The organism is Ideonella sp. (assembly GCF_044358605.1).
Taxonomy (GTDB): domain Bacteria; phylum Pseudomonadota; class Gammaproteobacteria; order Burkholderiales; family Burkholderiaceae_C; genus Ideonella.
In genome coordinates this window covers 48,305-61,813 of sequence record NZ_JBIKNQ010000005.1, presented here as the reverse complement: position 1 = coordinate 61,813, position 13,509 = coordinate 48,305, and the positions used below count along the sequence as shown (strand labels likewise).

Here is a 13,509-nt window from a genome sequence, read left to right as displayed (position 1 = left end):
ACTCAAGCTTTGATTAGAATCTCAAGCGTCGCATCCTGACCCACTCAAGGCGAACCCAGGTTCGCCTTTGTCGTATCTGGCGCTTGCGCGACTGCCCTCCCTACAAGGCTGACACATGTTCGATTTCGTTCGCGATCACAAACGTTGGTTGCAGTTCCTGCTGGTTCTGCTGATCTTCCCTTCCTTCGTCTTCTTCGGCGTGCAGGGCTACTCCTCCTTCATGGATGCCTCCAACAAGACGGTGGCAGAGATCGCCGGGGGTGAGATCAAGCAGTCAGAGCTGGATGCGGCGCATCGGCAGCAGATTGAGCGCATTCGGCAGCAAATGCCCAATGTCGACGTGAAGATGTTCGACACGCCTGAAATGAAGCGCAGCACCTTGGACGGCTTGGTGCGCGAGCGTGTGCTGGCCACGGCGGCGGCCAAGTCGCACCTCTTGGTCAGCGATGATCGCTTGGCTGCTGAGCTGCAGCGCATGCCAGAGTTGGCCAAGCTGCGTGGCGCGGATGGCAAGTTCGACACCAAGGCGTATGGCGACATGCTGGCTCAACAGGGTTACACCCCGGCCAGCTTTGAGGCGGCAGTGCGGCGCGACATGACCTTGCGTCAAGTCACCCAAGGTGTGACGGGCTCGCAGATTGTGGGCGCGGTGGTGACGGGCACTGCGTTGGACGCCATGCTGGAGCGCCGTGAAGTGCAGATTCAGCGCTTCAATATGCAGGACTACATGGCCAAGGTGCAGCCCACCGATGCCGACATTGAGGCCTTTTACAAGGCGCGTAGCGCAGAGTTCCGATCCGCCGAGGAAGCCAGCATCGAGTTCACCGTGCTGGACCTGGACGTGCTGAAGAAGCAGATCACGCTCAACGACAGTGATCTGCAGGACTACTACAAGCAGAACTTGGCCCGCTACTCTGCACCTGAAGAGCGTCGCGCCAGCCACATCCTGATCGCAGCCGATAAGGACGCCAAGGCCGAAGATAAGGCGGCCGCTAAGGCCAAAGCCGAAGCCCTGTTGGCTGAAGTCCGCAAGGCGCCAGGCAGCTTTGCAGAGGTGGCCAAGAAAAACTCGCAAGACCCGGGCTCGGCCCCTAACGGTGGCGATCTGGAGTACTTCGGTCGCAACGCCATGACCAAGCCCTTTGAAGATGCAGCCTTCGCGCTCAAGGTGGACGAGATCAGCAATGTGGTGGAGTCCGAGTTTGGCTATCACATCATTCGCTTGACCGGCCAGCGTGGTGGTACCGCCAAGCCCTTTGAAGCCGTGAAGGCTGAGATCGTGGCCGAAGTGACGGCGCAGAAGGCCAAAGAGGCTTACCTCAAAGAAGCCGAAACCTTCACCAACACGGTGTATGAGCAGTCGGACAGCCTGCAGCCCGTGATCGACAAGTACAAGCTCGTGAAGTCTCAGGCCGTGGTGCGCAAGTCGCCCACACCAGGCGCGACTGGCCCGCTGGCCTCGCAGAAGCTGCTGGACGCCATCTTCTCGGCAGACTCCATCAAGAACAAGCGCAACACCGAGGCGGTGGAAACTGCGCCGAACCAATTGGTGTCGGCCCGCATCGTGGAGCACAAGCCCGAGCGTGTGCTGCCCTTGGCAGAAGTGAAGGCGCAGGTCCAAGAGCGCGTGCGCGTTGAGCAGGCCACCAAGGCAGCCGTCAAAGACGGCGAAGCCCGTCTGGCGGCCGTAAAGGCCAATGCAAATGAAGTGCTGTCTGCGGCGCAGACGGTGTCGCGCACCCTGGCACAGAATCAACCCCGCCAGGTGATCGACGCTGTCTTGAAGGCGGACATCAGCAAGGGCCCGGCCGTGGTGGGTGTGGATTTGGGCAACCAAGGCTATGCCGTGATCAAGGTGACCAAGTTGGTGCCTCGTGAAGCCGCAGACCCAGACAACGAGCGCGCCAAGCCCTATGTGGCGCAGGCTTTGGCCAAGGCCGAAGAAGCGGCCTACTACGAAGCACTGAAGCGCCGCATGAAGGTCAAGATCCCTGCGGCCACCAGTGCGGCCGCAGCGGCCTCCGCACCTTCTGCAGGGGGCTGACAAAATCGATCAAAAGGCAGTCTATAATGCTTGCTTCTCCAGTGGTGGCTATAGCTCAGTTGGTAGAGTCCCAGATTGTGATTCTGGTTGTCGTGGGTTCGAGTCCCATTAGCCACCCCACCGATTCCGCGTCAGCGTGCAAAGCCTGATTTCTGTTGAAATCAGGCTTTTTGCATTGGGGCTGTCTCACAGTTCCCACATCTCGACTGTGTTTGTCAGCAACACGTTAGGATCATTGGGCGACTCATTTGGGGGGTATTCCCAAGCTTCATGTCGCCTTATGTCCATGATGTCGCGCTGTAGATTCTCCGAATCGCTGTCGAACACCGTAAAGGAAGTTTCTCATGAGCCAAAGCACGAGCCAAAAGACCCCTGGGCGCGCCCATGTGGTGGCACTTCGCTATTCGGGGGAAGTGGTGTCCTACCAACTTCGCCGTGGCCGAGGTGGTCCGGGGGAAACCAAATCTTTCTCCGTCAATAAGTATGGCGGTCCGCGCAAAGCCTTGCGTGCCGCCATGGAGGAGGCCAAAGCCCAAGGCCTGATCGTGGGCCAGGGGCGCGGCGGCGCACCGAAAGGTCAGCCCAATGTCCGCAGCTCCACCCCCGCAGCGGGTATTCGCTTCGTGTGGGAGGAGTTTTCAGAGTCCGCCGTGCTGTATGTGGTGGCCTCTTGGACCTCGCCCGAAGGCAAGCCCGCGCAATCGAGCTGGTCGACCGCACGCCATGGCTTGGAGGGTGCCCTCGACAAAGCCATTGAAAAGCGCGTGGCCAGTGGCGCACCAGACCCCGACAAGAAAGCGCTGATGCGCGTGCTGCGCGCGACGTACAAGAGCCGCGCCTGAAGCGCTGAGCGCCGGAGCGCTGCGGAAGCGGCGCTTAATCGCGCGGGTTGAACTTGATCTCGAACACCGGCGGAATGCTGCCGTCGGTGTCGCGAGGCAGGCGCTCCGTGCGGTCAATGGCCCTGAGCACGGCCTCGTCCCAAGCTTTATCGCCACTCGGCTTGATCAGTCGACGGCCAATGATGGTGCCGTCCGGCGTGACCTTGACCTCCACGGTCGCCTCAGGATTGCCGCTGACGGGGTCTAACAGGCGAATATTGGGCCTGATGCGGGCCTTGATGCGCCCTGCATAACCGGCCGAAGGCCCGGCGCTCACAGGGGCTGTGCCGGTGCTCTGCGGGCCGCCATTGCCTGAGAGCTGGTCTTTCATGCGCTGCAAGTGCGCCTGCCGCGCTTTTTCGCGAGCCGCCTCTTCGGCGGCTTCTGCAGCCTCGGCCTTGGCCTTCTCTCTGGCAGCCAGCTTCTCCTTGCGCTCTTGCTCGGCCTTGTCTTTGGCCGCCTGTTCCTTCTCAGCCTTGTCCTTGCGGGCTTTATCTTCTTTGGCTTTGTCCAGCTTGTCTTGCTCGGCCTGTTTCTTGGCCTCGGCGCGCTTTTCTGCGTCGGCTTGACGCTGTTTCTCGAGCTTCGCCTTTTTGGCCTGTTCCAGCGCAATCTCAGCGTCGGGCTGGGCGGCCTGGGGTGGCGGCGGCGGGCTGACCTTGATGGGCGGCGGTGGGGGTGGGGCGACCTCGGCTGGCTCCTGCGCTGGGGGCGGTGCTTGCGCGGGCGGCGCGGCCAATTGAGGCACGCTGGCCCATAACTCAGCCTCAACGCCCTCGTCTGACTGGCTGCGCCATTGCACACCTAAGGTGAGTGCGGTGATCAAGCCCATGTGGACCAGAATGGACAGCGCCACGCCTGCTGTGACGCCATCCGCCTTGGGCGGATGCAGGGCGTCCAGCGGTATGGTGGAGTGACGCAGGGCTTGATGCATGCGACTCAGCTTCCCTGCCGCACCGCCAAGCCCACGCGCAATACACCGGCGCGCTGCAAGGTGTCCATGACCTTGACCACGCTCTCGTAACGCACTTGCTTATCTGCCGAAATGATGACGGGCACCTCGGCGCTGCCGGCCTGCGCTTCCTTGACCTTGGCCGCGAGTTGGGTGGAGCCAATGGCTGTGGGCTCGGACTTGTCAACGCGAATTTTGAGCTTTTCGTCAGGGCCGATGATGACCTCAATGACGCTTTGCGGGCGCTGCTTGGATTTGCCCATGGAAGGCAGGTCCACCACGCCGGTGGTGATGAGCGGCGCGCTGACCATGAAGATGATGAGCAGCACCAGCATCACATCGATGAAGGGGACCATATTGATCTCGCTCATCGCGCGGCGGCGGCCACGACCTCGGGATGCAACGGAGGGCATGCTGATGGTCTCGCTTCAACGCATCGGAGCGGTGCCTACGGCATTGCCCACATTGCGCTGCAAGATGTTGGAGAACTCGTCCATGAAGGACTCCAACTGGATGGCGATGCGATCGATGTCGCGCGAGAAGCGGTTGTAGGCCACCACCGCAGGAATCGCCGCAAACAGACCAATGGCGGTGGCCACCAAGGCTTCCGCGATGCCGGGGGCCACTGTTGCCAGAGTCACTTGCTGCAGGTTGGAGAGGCCCACAAAGGCATGCATGATCCCCCACACCGTGCCGAACAAGCCCACGTAGGGGCTGACCGATCCCACCGAGGCCAAAAAGCCAATATTGCCTTCCATGGTGTCGAGTTCACGCTGCAGGCTGGCCCGCATGGCGCGGCGTGCGCCGTCGAGTTGAGAACCGGCATCGAGCTGGCGGTCGCGCAGTTTCAAAAACTCGCGCATGCCACTGGCAAACAGCCGCTCCATGGGCGCGGAGTCCACCTTGTTGCTGGCGGTCTTGTACAGATCCGCCAAGTTCTTGCCCGACCAAAACTCCTGCTCGAAGCTCTCGTTCTGGCCGCGGATGCGTGAGATCCCAATCAGCTTGCCGAAGATCACGGCCCAGCTCGCCAAGGACATCAGCAAAAGCCCGGCGATGACCAACTGGACGACCCAACTGGCCTGCATGACGAGGGAAACAATGGACAGATCCTGGTTCATGGGCGAATGGCTTGAAGAATGGGGGCTGGAATACGGCAGGGGCGCATTCGCTCACGCTGGACACAAGCGATGCGGATGGTGGCTTCACACAGCAAGGTGCTGCCGCAGTGGGCTTGCTGAAAAATGCGCATGGTGGTGGGGGTCAGCTCTTGAACTTGGACACTGATGTCCAGTGCATCGTCCAATCGGGCTGAGCGCAAGTAGCGGATTTGTGCATCCGCCACCACGAAGATAGCCCCGCTGTCATCCACCAGCTTCTGCTGCTCAAAGCCCAGGGCACGCAGCCATTCGGTACGCGCGCGTTCGAAAAACTTCAGATAGTTGGCATAGAACACGATGCCCCCCGCATCGGTGTCTTCCCAGTAGACCCGCACAGGGTGATGAAACACCCCCTCAGGGTGGGCAGGCTGGGCACAGCACGGCGCAGAGGCAGGGTTCAAAACGGGCGTTACGGAGTCAGTCATGCCGCTGGCGATGATACGCGAGCGAACCTGCGTTGCCGGGCTTCAGCGACGGGAGTTTTGGTAAACCGGGCCCCACAAGGGATGGCCCGCTTCTGCCTTGCTGAGTGCAAAACGAGGATCGGCCGCGCGCGCGGCTCTGAAAGACTGTTCGCAGGCAGCAACACGGTTGCTGGTGCAGTAGATGAAGGCCAGCGTCTTACGGGCTGCGGCTTGATCTGCTGGGCTGCCCAGGCCCTGTCCTAGGCTGAAATTCAAGAGCCGTTCTGCATCGGCATAGCGGGCTTCGTCGTAGGCGCGCAGTCCGTCGAGCAGCGCTCGCTCGGCTGGGCGGCTGCTGGCCTCGACCACGCTGGCTTGAGGTGTCACGCAGGCGGACAACAGCGCTGCCACGCCGAGCGTCGCCAAAGCCAGCAGCGGCCGCGTGCTGCGGCACTTGAAAAGAGACGACATGATCACTGAGCGAATCGATGTTGGACTCTGGCGCCGGTCTCTTCGTGGACGGTCACTGAGGTGGTGTAAGGGGGAAGGTCACCATTGCGAATGGTGACAGTGTGGGTCCCGACAGGCAACTGAATCTGGGTCAGCGGGGGGGTGGTGCCGACGGCTCGGCCGTCGATTTCGACCTGACCCCACGGGCTGACGGCAAGGCGAAGGGTGCCCGTCGCCAATGGCGCAGCGGGTTTGTCGACCACTTTGGGCGGGGTCTCGGTGTTGCGCTTGTTAGCGACCGGCGGTGCAACGGCTTTGCGCGGTGCAGGCGCTGGTGCGGAAGGCGCCACAGCCTGCGGCTTGGGGGGCATGCTGCCTACCGCCTCTTGCGAGGGGACCTCGATGACCGGCGAAGACGCTGTCACGCTCACGGCCTCTGCAGCCAGGGCTCCAGAGCCGGGGGCCGACGCAATCGGCTCCGACACCAGGGCCACGGGTGCGGGTGGCAGGCTCGGGCTAGCGCCAACAGTGGGCTCGTCGGCATGCGACCAATGGTTCTGAACCCAAGCCGTGCCCAGCGCCGCCAACAAGGAAGCGCCGCCCAGCAAGGCCCATGTCCGGGGGCTGAGTTGCTTGCGGCGCATCGCATCGGCTTCCGAGGACTCCAACCAGCGCCGCAAGGTCTGCGAGAACTGACGCGCCGACTCGGGGCGCTCTGCTGGGTTGCGGGCCATGGCCTTGGCGATCAGGGCCGACAGATTGGGCGGAATTTTGCTGTCGATGCTGCGCGCCTGTGGCGTGGGGGCGTTCAGCACAGCTTGGCTGATGGCCTCCATGCTGTCGCCCACAAAAGGCCGTTGTCCGGCCAGCATTTCGAACAGCACCACGCCCAGCGCGTAGACGTCACAGCGTCGGTCAATGTGCTCGCCGCGCAATTGCTCCGGGGCCAGGTAGAAGGGCGAGCCTGTGACGGGCATGTCCACTGCCATTCGACTGCCGTGGCTGAGCCGGGCAATGCCGAAGTCCAGCACCTTGGGGTGCTTGCGGCTGACCAAGAAAATATTGGCGGGCTTGATGTCGCAATGGATGACGCCCTTGTTGTGGGCGTACTCCAGGGCGTCCGCCACTTTGCGAACCAGGCCCACCGCCTCGGTGGGCGTCGGGCGCCAGCCGTCGCGCAGAGCCTGCCGCAGGTCTTGCCCTTGCAGCGGCTCCATCGCGATGTAGACGCCGCGCTCTGAGGTGCCTGCGTCAAACACCGTCACGATGTGGGGGTGACTCAGGCGCGCAGCGGCGCGCGCCTCATGCAAGATTCGCATGGTGGAGTCTTGCGACAAACTGGCGCCACGGTGCAGGGTTTTGACGGCGACGGCCCGCGAAAGCAGCGGGTCCCAGGCGCCATACACCGTGCCCAAACCGCCTTCGCCCAGCACGCTTTGCAAGGTGTAGCGCCCGACATGGCCGATGGCGGCCACGGCGTCTTTGGCGTCGGCGGCGTCTGCCGTCGGTGGCGCCTGCTCGCTATCAGGCGGGCAGGGGGGCTCCACCACCACGGTGGTTTCAAAGGTGGAGTCTGAAATTTGGGAGGCTTCAGGCGCAGGGGCAGGAGCCGAGCGCCAGAAGAAGGGCCGTCGCATGGCGTGAAGGATAAGTGCTGGCAGCGAGAAATCTTTCTACGCCGATGTATCAGAGTGCGCTAAGAGTGACCAAATTCTGCGAAGCAGCGGCTGCTCAGCGACATTTCAGCGCTACGTCGAGGCGCTGCACGGCCTCGCGCAGATCGGCCATGCTGCTGGCAAATGACAGGCGCAGGTACTGCGAAGCGGCATGGGGGCCAAAGTCTCGCCCTGGCGTCAGGGCCACTTGGGCGCTGCGCATCAGCTCAAAACTGAGGTCCCAACTGTTGCCGAAAGCGCTGCAATCAGCCCACGCATAAAAGGCACCATCGGGCATCACCGGCACGGTCAGCCCCAGGGCATTGAGGGCCGGGACGATGAAGTCCCGCCGCTCCCGGAAGGCACTGCGGCGGCGCTCGTATTCGGCCAAGCTCTCTGGCTCAAAACAGGCCAAGGCGGCTTGCTGAGCCACGGTTGAGGCGCAGATGAACAGGTTTTGCTGGAGCTTCTCGATGGGGGCGACCAAGGCGGGCGGCACCACCAACCAGCCCAAGCGCCAGCCTGTCATGCTGAAGTACTTGGAAAAGCTGTTGACGGAGATCACGTCCTCGCCCAGCGCCAGTGCGGTGTGGGCGAATTGCTCGTCGTAAGACAGGCCGAGGTAGATCTCGTCCACCAAGGTCACACCCCCGCGTGCCCGCACCTGGCTGACGATGGCTCTCAGTGTCTCTGGGTCGATGGAGGTGCCTGTGGGGTTAGACGGGGACGCCAATACGACGCCTCGCGTCTGCGGCGTCCAGGCCTGCGTGACACTGTGCTGGTCCAACTGAAACCGGGCCTCAGGCCCGGCGGCCAAGCCCACCGCCTTGGCACCTGCAGCCGCCACGAAATGCCGGTTGCAGGGGTAGGACGGGTCCGGCATCAGCACCTCGTCTCCGGGCTCAAACAAAGCCAGGCAAGCCAATTGCAGCGCGGCGGATGCACCCGCAGTGATGATGATGCGCTCGGGGGCCACTTCGACCCCAAAGCGGCTGGCATACCATTCTGAGATTTTGCGCCGCAGGGCGAGCAAACCTACGGCATCGGTGTATTGCGTCCGGCCCGCGTCTATGGCGGTGTGCGCGGCGGCTTGCACGGCGGGCGGGGCGGTGAAATCCGGCTCGCCGATGTTGAGGTAAATCATGCGCCGCCCGCCCTGGGCGGGGTCGCAGACGGGGCTGCGGGCGATCTCGGCCGCCGCTTTGGCGCACTCCATCACATAGAAGGGATCGATGTGATCCAGGCGTGCGGCAAGCTTCATGGGGGCACCAGGGCAGGGAAGGCCGGGCAGAACGCCCGGCGAGGCAAAACTCAGCGAGCGCGCTTGCGCAGCGCGGCGACCTCGGTGGGGCGCAGGTCGGCGGCGGCTTTGTCCAGCACGCCGTTCACATACTTGTGGCCATCGGTGCCGCCAAAACTCTTGGCCAACTCCACGGCTTCGTTGATGGCGACCTTGTAGGGCACGTCCAGGCAATGCTTCAGCTCGTAAGCCCCAATCATCAGCACGGCATGCTCAACCGGCGACAACTCTTGGGTCGCGCGGTCCACCTGCGCGGCCAGCACGGCGTCAAGGTCGGCCGCTTCACGAATGCAGCCGTGCAGCAGTGCGTCGAAGTGCGCCTTATCGCAGGCGCCAAAGCCTTCTTGGTCGTGCATATGGGCGTCGATGACCCCCGCATCTTCCCCAGAGATCAACCACTGGTACAGGCCTTGGAGCGCAATCTCGCGCGAGCGACGGCGCGCTGACTTAGGAGCAGCGCGCTTGGGGCTTGCGGGGGAGGCGGTCTTGGCGCCGGGGTTTACTTCTGAGGTCACAACAAATCGTCCATCAAGTTGGCCATTTCAACGGCCACGCGGGCAGCATCGCGCCCTTTTTCTTCGGTACGGGCCCAGGCTTGGGCTTCGTTTTCAACGGTCAAAATCGCGTTAGCGATCGGGATCTGGTGGTCCAGCGAGACACGGGTGACGCCCGAGCCACTTTCGTTGGCCACCAGTTCAAAGTGGTAGGTCTCGCCGCGGATGATGCAGCCCAGGGCGATCAGGGCGTCGTAGTCTTCGGAGTCGGCCATGGCCTTGAGCGCCACTGGCACTTCCAATGCACCCGGGACGGTGATCACGGTGATGTGCTTCTCGGCAACACCCAGGGCGGCCAACTCAGCCACGCAGGCCTGCGCCAATTTGCTCGTGATCGCGTCGTTGAAGCGAGCGCGAACAATGCCAATGGCCAAGTCTTCGCCATCGAGCGATGCGCTTTGACCTTTGTCTGCACCTAGCATGTCGTCGTCCTTCCTGGGTTTGTGTGCGGGTGTGTTCAGTCTGCGGCCACGAAGCCGGTGACTTCCAGCCCGTAGCCCGTCATGCTGGGCATGCGCCTTGGGCTGCCCAGCAGCTTCATCTTGGCCACGCCCAGCTCGCGCAAGATTTGTGCACCCACGCCGTAGGTGCGCAGGTCCATGCTGCCGCGTGTGGTGGCCGTTTGGCTGCCGGGCAGCAGGCTGCCCACCAAGGCATCGGCCGCTTCTTGGCCACAGTTGAGCAGAACAGCGACGCTGCTTGGTCCCGCTTGCAAGGCCGCCAGCGCCTTGGGCAAGGCCCAAGAATGGCTGTTGGCGCTGCTGGCATCCAACAGGTCCATCACCGACAGCGGTTCATGCACACGCACCAGCACCTCGTCAGAGGCGCTCCACTGGCCCTTGGTCAAGGCCATGTGCACACCACCGGAGCGGTCTTTGAAGACATGGGCCTCAAACGTGCCTTGCGCGGTTTGCAAGGGGCGCTGGCCCAGCCGGGTGACCAGGCTTTCATTGCGGCTGCGGTAGGTGATGAGGTCGGCAATCGTGCCGATCTTCAAGCCATGCTCGCGGGCGAAGATTTCCAGGTCGGGCAGTCGAGCCATGCTGCCGTCGTCGTTCATGATCTCGCAGATCACGGCCGAGGGCGTGAGCCCGGCCATGGCGGACAAGTCGCAGCCCGCTTCGGTGTGACCGGCGCGCATCAGCACGCCGCCGTCTTGGGCTTGCAGCGGGAAGATATGGCCGGGTTGGACCAGGTCGTTCGCGGTGGCGTCTTTGGCCACCGCGGCTTGCACGGTGCGGGCGCGGTCTGCGGCTGAGATGCCGGTGGTCACGCCTTCGCGCGCTTCAATGGAGACCGTAAACGCCGTGCCATGAGCGGTCCCATTGCGGCTGGCCATGGGCGGCAGCCGCAGGCGCTCGCAGCGCTCTTTGGTCAGCGTCAGACAAATCAGCCCACGACCAAATTTGGCCATGAAGTTGATGGCTTCGGGGGTCACGTGCTCAGCGGCCAAAACCAGATCGCCTTCGTTCTCGCGATCCTCTTCGTCCACCAAAATGACCATGCGGCCAGCTGCCAGCTCGGCGACCAGCTCTGGAATGGGTGAAATCGGCATGCGTGCATTGTAGGCGGCGGGCTTGCCGCAGCCGAGAGGCTTCACTCAAAGCCTGCGCAAGCGCAGGCGAAGGTCCGGGCCAACCGGGGTGATGTCCTGATAGCGCCAGCGTTGGGCCTGCGCCAAATCGCTCAGGGCGGGCAGCTCGGCCAAGGCGCGTCCGGGCCCCATCAGGATTGGGGCCATGTAGACCAACCACTCGTCCACCAGATTGGCCTGAGCTAAACCGCCGTTCAGGCCTGCGCCGGCTTCCACGTGCAATTCGTTGATGCCTCGCTGTGCCATTTCCGTCAGCAAGGCAGCCAGATCGACACGACCTTGACCGTTGGGGAGGCACAGAACCTCCGCGCCGCGCGCTTGAAGCGCGGCCACACGCTCAGGGCTGGGCTGTGCGGCCACCATCAGCGGGGCTGCACCGCTGCTGAAAATTTGTGCGTTTGGCGGGGTGTCCAGCCGTGCGTCGACGATCACCCGCTGCGGCTGAAGGTGGGTGGCCACCAAGCGCACGTCCAGCCGTGGGTCATCGGCCAACACGGTGCCGACACCGCTCAGCACCGCGCCAGCACGCTTGCGCCATGCGTGCCCATCGGCGCGCGCCTCGGGCCCGGTGATCCACTGGCTTTGGCCGTCAACCAAGGCTGTGCGTCCATCCAGCGAGCAGGCCGCCTTGGCCCGCACCCACGGGCGGCCGCGTTCCATGCGGGCCATGAAGCCGATGTTCAGCTCGCGGGCGGCTTGTGCGATCTCTTCAGTGGCCCACTCCACCTGCATGCCGGCTGCTCGCAGGCGTGCCACCCCTTGGCCGTTGACCGCTGGATTGGGGTCTCCCAGGGCCACCACCACCCGAGCCAGCCCGGTGGCCACCAGCGCATCGCAGCAGGGTGGCGTGCGCCCGTGGTGTGAGCAGGGTTCCAGAGTGACGTAGGCCGTCCCGCCGCGTAAGTCGCTGCCGCGCTGTGCGGCATCGCGCAGCGCCATCACTTCAGCATGGGCTTGCCCGGCCGCTTGGGTATGGCCTTGGCCTAACACCACCGTGCCCGAGGCGCTGGTCAACACACAACCGACGCGGGGGTTCGGGTCACTCAGGCCAATGGCCTGCTCGGCCAGCGCCAGGGCAGAGCGCAGGTGCAGGGAGTCCAGATCCGTCATCGGGGTGGGGCGTTGATCGACACAAGACTCAGTGTAGACCCTTGGCTCCTTGGGGGGAGTCCATCGCACCCGGCAGGGGGAATGCGCAGGAGGGGCCGACAGCCAGACACTGTCGGGGCAGTTCGCAGTACCCGCTCCCGACCTCACCAGGACACAGCCATGCGAACCTTCTCTGACTGCACTGACCTCGCTTGCTCGCAGCGCGGCGTCTCACTCATTGAGTTGCTGATCGGCGTGGCGGTCGCCGCCATCCTGACCTTGCAGTCCTTGCCAACCTTGCGCCAATGGATCGATCAGCGGGCGGTGCAGGATCATGCGGAGAGCTTGCGCAGCGCCCTGCGCTTGGCAAGAGCCCAAGCGATGCGCCGAGACGCCGAGGTCACCGTATGCGCCTTGCCTCCAGGCGGCTCAGTCGAGCAACCTGCGTGCGCGCAAGACACCCGAGACTGGAGTGCAGGTTGGGTGGTCTTTGTGGACGAAAGTCGGCGGGGTGAGCTCGACGATGGGGACCGCGTGCTCTTGGTGCACCAAGGCTTGCCCCAGCATGGGCGAGTTCTGTCCACGCTGGATGCCATCACCTACCTGCGCATTGGTGTGTCTTCCAGTGCTTCGGCAAGGTTCACCTTCCTGCCGCCCAGTGCGGCCTCTGACGCCACGAGTCATGCAGTCCAAATGTTAGTTTGTGTAAACAAACCCGGAAGGCCCCGACTAGTTATAGGGATTGCATGTTGAGTCGTGCCGTTTATCTGTTTTCGGCTTCCGCTGGTCTTTTCGGCAGACTCAAAACTTGGCAGATCTGCATCATGAAGGGATGTGTAAGCTCAATCACCCATCTTCATCGCAGCGGCAGCAGGGCTTCACCTTGGTGGAGCTGCTGGTGGTGATGGCGGTTGTCGCCGTTCTGGCCAGTGTGGCGGTGCCCTCACTGCAGAAGTTTGTCACCAACCGCGCTGTGACCGCACGGGCCGATGAGTTGGCATCGTCCCTGCGTTTGGCGCGCTCGGAAGCCCTCAAGCGAGGCGGCGCCGTGTCGGTCTGTGCGTCCGGCAGCCCCCAAGCGGCGAACCCGGCCTGCTCGGGAGCTGCCGATTGGGCCAAGGGCTGGTTGGTGTTCACCGACAGCAATCTCAATGGCGCGATTGACAGTGCGCAGGGTGAACAGGTGCTGGCCACCCACGTGCCTCAGGCCAGCGTCAAATCCTTGGTCGCCAAAGACGGTGCCGGTGTGGCCAGGGCCTTCACCGGCTTTCATCCCAACGGCATTGCGGCCGCCGGCAGTGCGGTCTTCACCATTGAGCCCAACATCAGCAGCTCAGACAGCGGATACGCAGCCGCCCATAGACGGGTGGAACATAACCTGCAAGGGCGGGTTCAAGTGTTAGCGGGTTTGTGACATGCGCCCCAC

General features: G+C 63.2%; 15 protein-coding genes and 1 tRNA gene. 5 read left to right on the top strand and 11 right to left on the bottom strand.

The window, feature by feature from the left end; genetic code table 11:
• Window positions 1–115 precede the first annotated feature (115 nt).
• The 3 genes from ACIQ3Q_RS03125 (at window position 116) to ACIQ3Q_RS03115 (ending at window position 2,886) form a co-directional block, all read left to right on the top strand.
• Entirely contained in the window at window positions 116–2,044 is a 1,929-nt protein-coding gene (locus tag ACIQ3Q_RS03125) for a SurA N-terminal domain-containing protein (RefSeq protein ID WP_396267515.1), read from the top strand.
• A gap of 44 nt (window positions 2,045–2,088) precedes the next feature.
• Window positions 2,089–2,164 (top strand) — tRNA-His (locus ACIQ3Q_RS03120).
• Window positions 2,165–2,388: 224 nt separating this feature from the next.
• Entirely contained in the window at window positions 2,389–2,886 is a 498-nt protein-coding gene (locus ACIQ3Q_RS03115) for a hypothetical protein (RefSeq protein WP_396267514.1), read from the top strand.
• A gap of 34 nt (window positions 2,887–2,920) precedes the next feature.
• On the opposite strand, the gene tolA is transcribed toward ACIQ3Q_RS03115, so the two are convergent.
• The 11 genes from tolA to ribD form a co-directional block, all read right to left on the bottom strand.
• Window positions 2,921–3,859 (bottom strand): cell envelope integrity protein TolA, encoded by a 939-nt coding sequence (tolA, locus tag ACIQ3Q_RS03110; RefSeq protein ID WP_396267513.1) that lies wholly within the window; start codon window positions 3,857–3,859, stop codon window positions 2,921–2,923.
• Between the two features lie 5 nt (window positions 3,860–3,864).
• The gene (gene tolR, locus ACIQ3Q_RS03105; protein ID WP_396267512.1) at window positions 3,865–4,290 is read right to left on the bottom strand and encodes a protein TolR; all 426 of its coding nucleotides are present in this window, start codon (window positions 4,288–4,290) and stop codon (window positions 3,865–3,867) included.
• 15 nt (window positions 4,291–4,305) lie between these two features.
• The gene (gene tolQ / locus ACIQ3Q_RS03100; RefSeq protein ID WP_396267511.1) at window positions 4,306–4,998 is read right to left on the bottom strand and encodes a protein TolQ; all 693 of its coding nucleotides are present in this window, start codon (window positions 4,996–4,998) and stop codon (window positions 4,306–4,308) included.
• On the bottom strand, window positions 4,995–5,462 hold the full coding sequence (gene ybgC, locus ACIQ3Q_RS03095) for a tol-pal system-associated acyl-CoA thioesterase (protein ID WP_396267510.1): 468 nt from the start codon (window positions 5,460–5,462) through the stop codon (window positions 4,995–4,997). Before ybgC ends, tolQ begins: the two co-directional genes overlap by 4 nt.
• 42 nt (window positions 5,463–5,504) lie before the next feature.
• Window positions 5,505–5,912: a TssQ family T6SS-associated lipoprotein gene (locus tag ACIQ3Q_RS03090; RefSeq protein ID WP_396267509.1), complete on the bottom strand. Its 408-nt coding sequence runs from the start codon at window positions 5,910–5,912 to the stop codon at window positions 5,505–5,507.
• A gap of 2 nt (window positions 5,913–5,914) precedes the next feature.
• Window positions 5,915–7,528: a serine/threonine-protein kinase gene (locus ACIQ3Q_RS03085; RefSeq protein ID WP_396267508.1), complete on the bottom strand. Its 1,614-nt coding sequence runs from the start codon at window positions 7,526–7,528 to the stop codon at window positions 5,915–5,917.
• Between the two features lie 94 nt (window positions 7,529–7,622).
• Window positions 7,623–8,807, bottom strand: a complete 1,185-nt coding sequence (locus tag ACIQ3Q_RS03080; protein WP_396267507.1) for a pyridoxal phosphate-dependent aminotransferase — start codon at window positions 8,805–8,807, stop codon at window positions 7,623–7,625.
• Between the two features lie 50 nt (window positions 8,808–8,857).
• Window positions 8,858–9,361, bottom strand: a complete 504-nt coding sequence (gene nusB, locus ACIQ3Q_RS03075) for a transcription antitermination factor NusB (RefSeq protein ID WP_396267506.1) — start codon at window positions 9,359–9,361, stop codon at window positions 8,858–8,860.
• The gene (gene ribH, locus ACIQ3Q_RS03070; protein ID WP_396267505.1) at window positions 9,358–9,822 is read right to left on the bottom strand and encodes a 6,7-dimethyl-8-ribityllumazine synthase; all 465 of its coding nucleotides are present in this window, start codon (window positions 9,820–9,822) and stop codon (window positions 9,358–9,360) included. Before ribH ends, nusB begins: the two co-directional genes overlap by 4 nt.
• 35 nt (window positions 9,823–9,857) lie before the next feature.
• A complete protein-coding gene (ribBA, locus tag ACIQ3Q_RS03065; RefSeq protein ID WP_396267504.1) occupies window positions 9,858–10,955 on the bottom strand; it encodes a bifunctional 3,4-dihydroxy-2-butanone-4-phosphate synthase/GTP cyclohydrolase II in 1,098 nt (365 codons plus the stop codon).
• 45 nt (window positions 10,956–11,000) lie between these two features.
• Window positions 11,001–12,104, bottom strand: coding sequence for a bifunctional diaminohydroxyphosphoribosylaminopyrimidine deaminase/5-amino-6-(5-phosphoribosylamino)uracil reductase RibD (ribD, locus tag ACIQ3Q_RS03060; protein WP_396267503.1), 1,104 nt, complete (start codon window positions 12,102–12,104; stop codon window positions 11,001–11,003).
• A gap of 159 nt (window positions 12,105–12,263) precedes the next feature.
• On the opposite strand from ribD, the gene ACIQ3Q_RS03055 reads away from it, so the two are divergent.
• Together ACIQ3Q_RS03055 and ACIQ3Q_RS03050 are read left to right on the top strand one after the other, a co-directional pair.
• The gene (locus ACIQ3Q_RS03055; RefSeq protein ID WP_396267502.1) at window positions 12,264–12,836 is read left to right on the top strand and encodes a GspH/FimT family pseudopilin; all 573 of its coding nucleotides are present in this window, start codon (window positions 12,264–12,266) and stop codon (window positions 12,834–12,836) included.
• A 79-nt stretch (window positions 12,837–12,915) separates the two neighbouring features.
• Window positions 12,916–13,497, top strand: a complete 582-nt coding sequence (locus ACIQ3Q_RS03050; RefSeq protein WP_396267501.1) for a GspH/FimT family pseudopilin — start codon at window positions 12,916–12,918, stop codon at window positions 13,495–13,497.
• Window positions 13,498–13,509: the final 12 nt, after the last annotated feature.

Coding starts and splice junctions, on each gene's coding strand:
- ACIQ3Q_RS03125 (WP_396267515.1), top strand. CDS start 116: ATGTTCGATTTCGTTCGCGATCACAAACGTTGGTTGCAGTTCCTGCTG.
- ACIQ3Q_RS03115 (WP_396267514.1), top strand. CDS start 2,389: ATGAGCCAAAGCACGAGCCAAAAGACCCCTGGGCGCGCCCATGTGGTG.
- tolA (WP_396267513.1), bottom strand. CDS start 3,859: ATGCATCAAGCCCTGCGTCACTCCACCATACCGCTGGACGCCCTGCAT.
- tolR (WP_396267512.1), bottom strand. CDS start 4,290: ATGCCCTCCGTTGCATCCCGAGGTCGTGGCCGCCGCCGCGCGATGAGC.
- tolQ (WP_396267511.1), bottom strand. CDS start 4,998: ATGAACCAGGATCTGTCCATTGTTTCCCTCGTCATGCAGGCCAGTTGG.
- ybgC (WP_396267510.1), bottom strand. CDS start 5,462: ATGACTGACTCCGTAACGCCCGTTTTGAACCCTGCCTCTGCGCCGTGC.
- ACIQ3Q_RS03090 (WP_396267509.1), bottom strand. CDS start 5,912: ATGTCGTCTCTTTTCAAGTGCCGCAGCACGCGGCCGCTGCTGGCTTTG.
- ACIQ3Q_RS03085 (WP_396267508.1), bottom strand. CDS start 7,528: ATGCGACGGCCCTTCTTCTGGCGCTCGGCTCCTGCCCCTGCGCCTGAA.
- ACIQ3Q_RS03080 (WP_396267507.1), bottom strand. CDS start 8,807: ATGAAGCTTGCCGCACGCCTGGATCACATCGATCCCTTCTATGTGATG.
- ribH (WP_396267505.1), bottom strand. CDS start 9,822: ATGCTAGGTGCAGACAAAGGTCAAAGCGCATCGCTCGATGGCGAAGAC.
- ribBA (WP_396267504.1), bottom strand. CDS start 10,955: ATGCCGATTTCACCCATTCCAGAGCTGGTCGCCGAGCTGGCAGCTGGC.
- ribD (WP_396267503.1), bottom strand. CDS start 12,104: ATGACGGATCTGGACTCCCTGCACCTGCGCTCTGCCCTGGCGCTGGCC.
- ACIQ3Q_RS03055 (WP_396267502.1), top strand. CDS start 12,264: ATGCGAACCTTCTCTGACTGCACTGACCTCGCTTGCTCGCAGCGCGGC.
- ACIQ3Q_RS03050 (WP_396267501.1), top strand. CDS start 12,916: ATGTGTAAGCTCAATCACCCATCTTCATCGCAGCGGCAGCAGGGCTTC.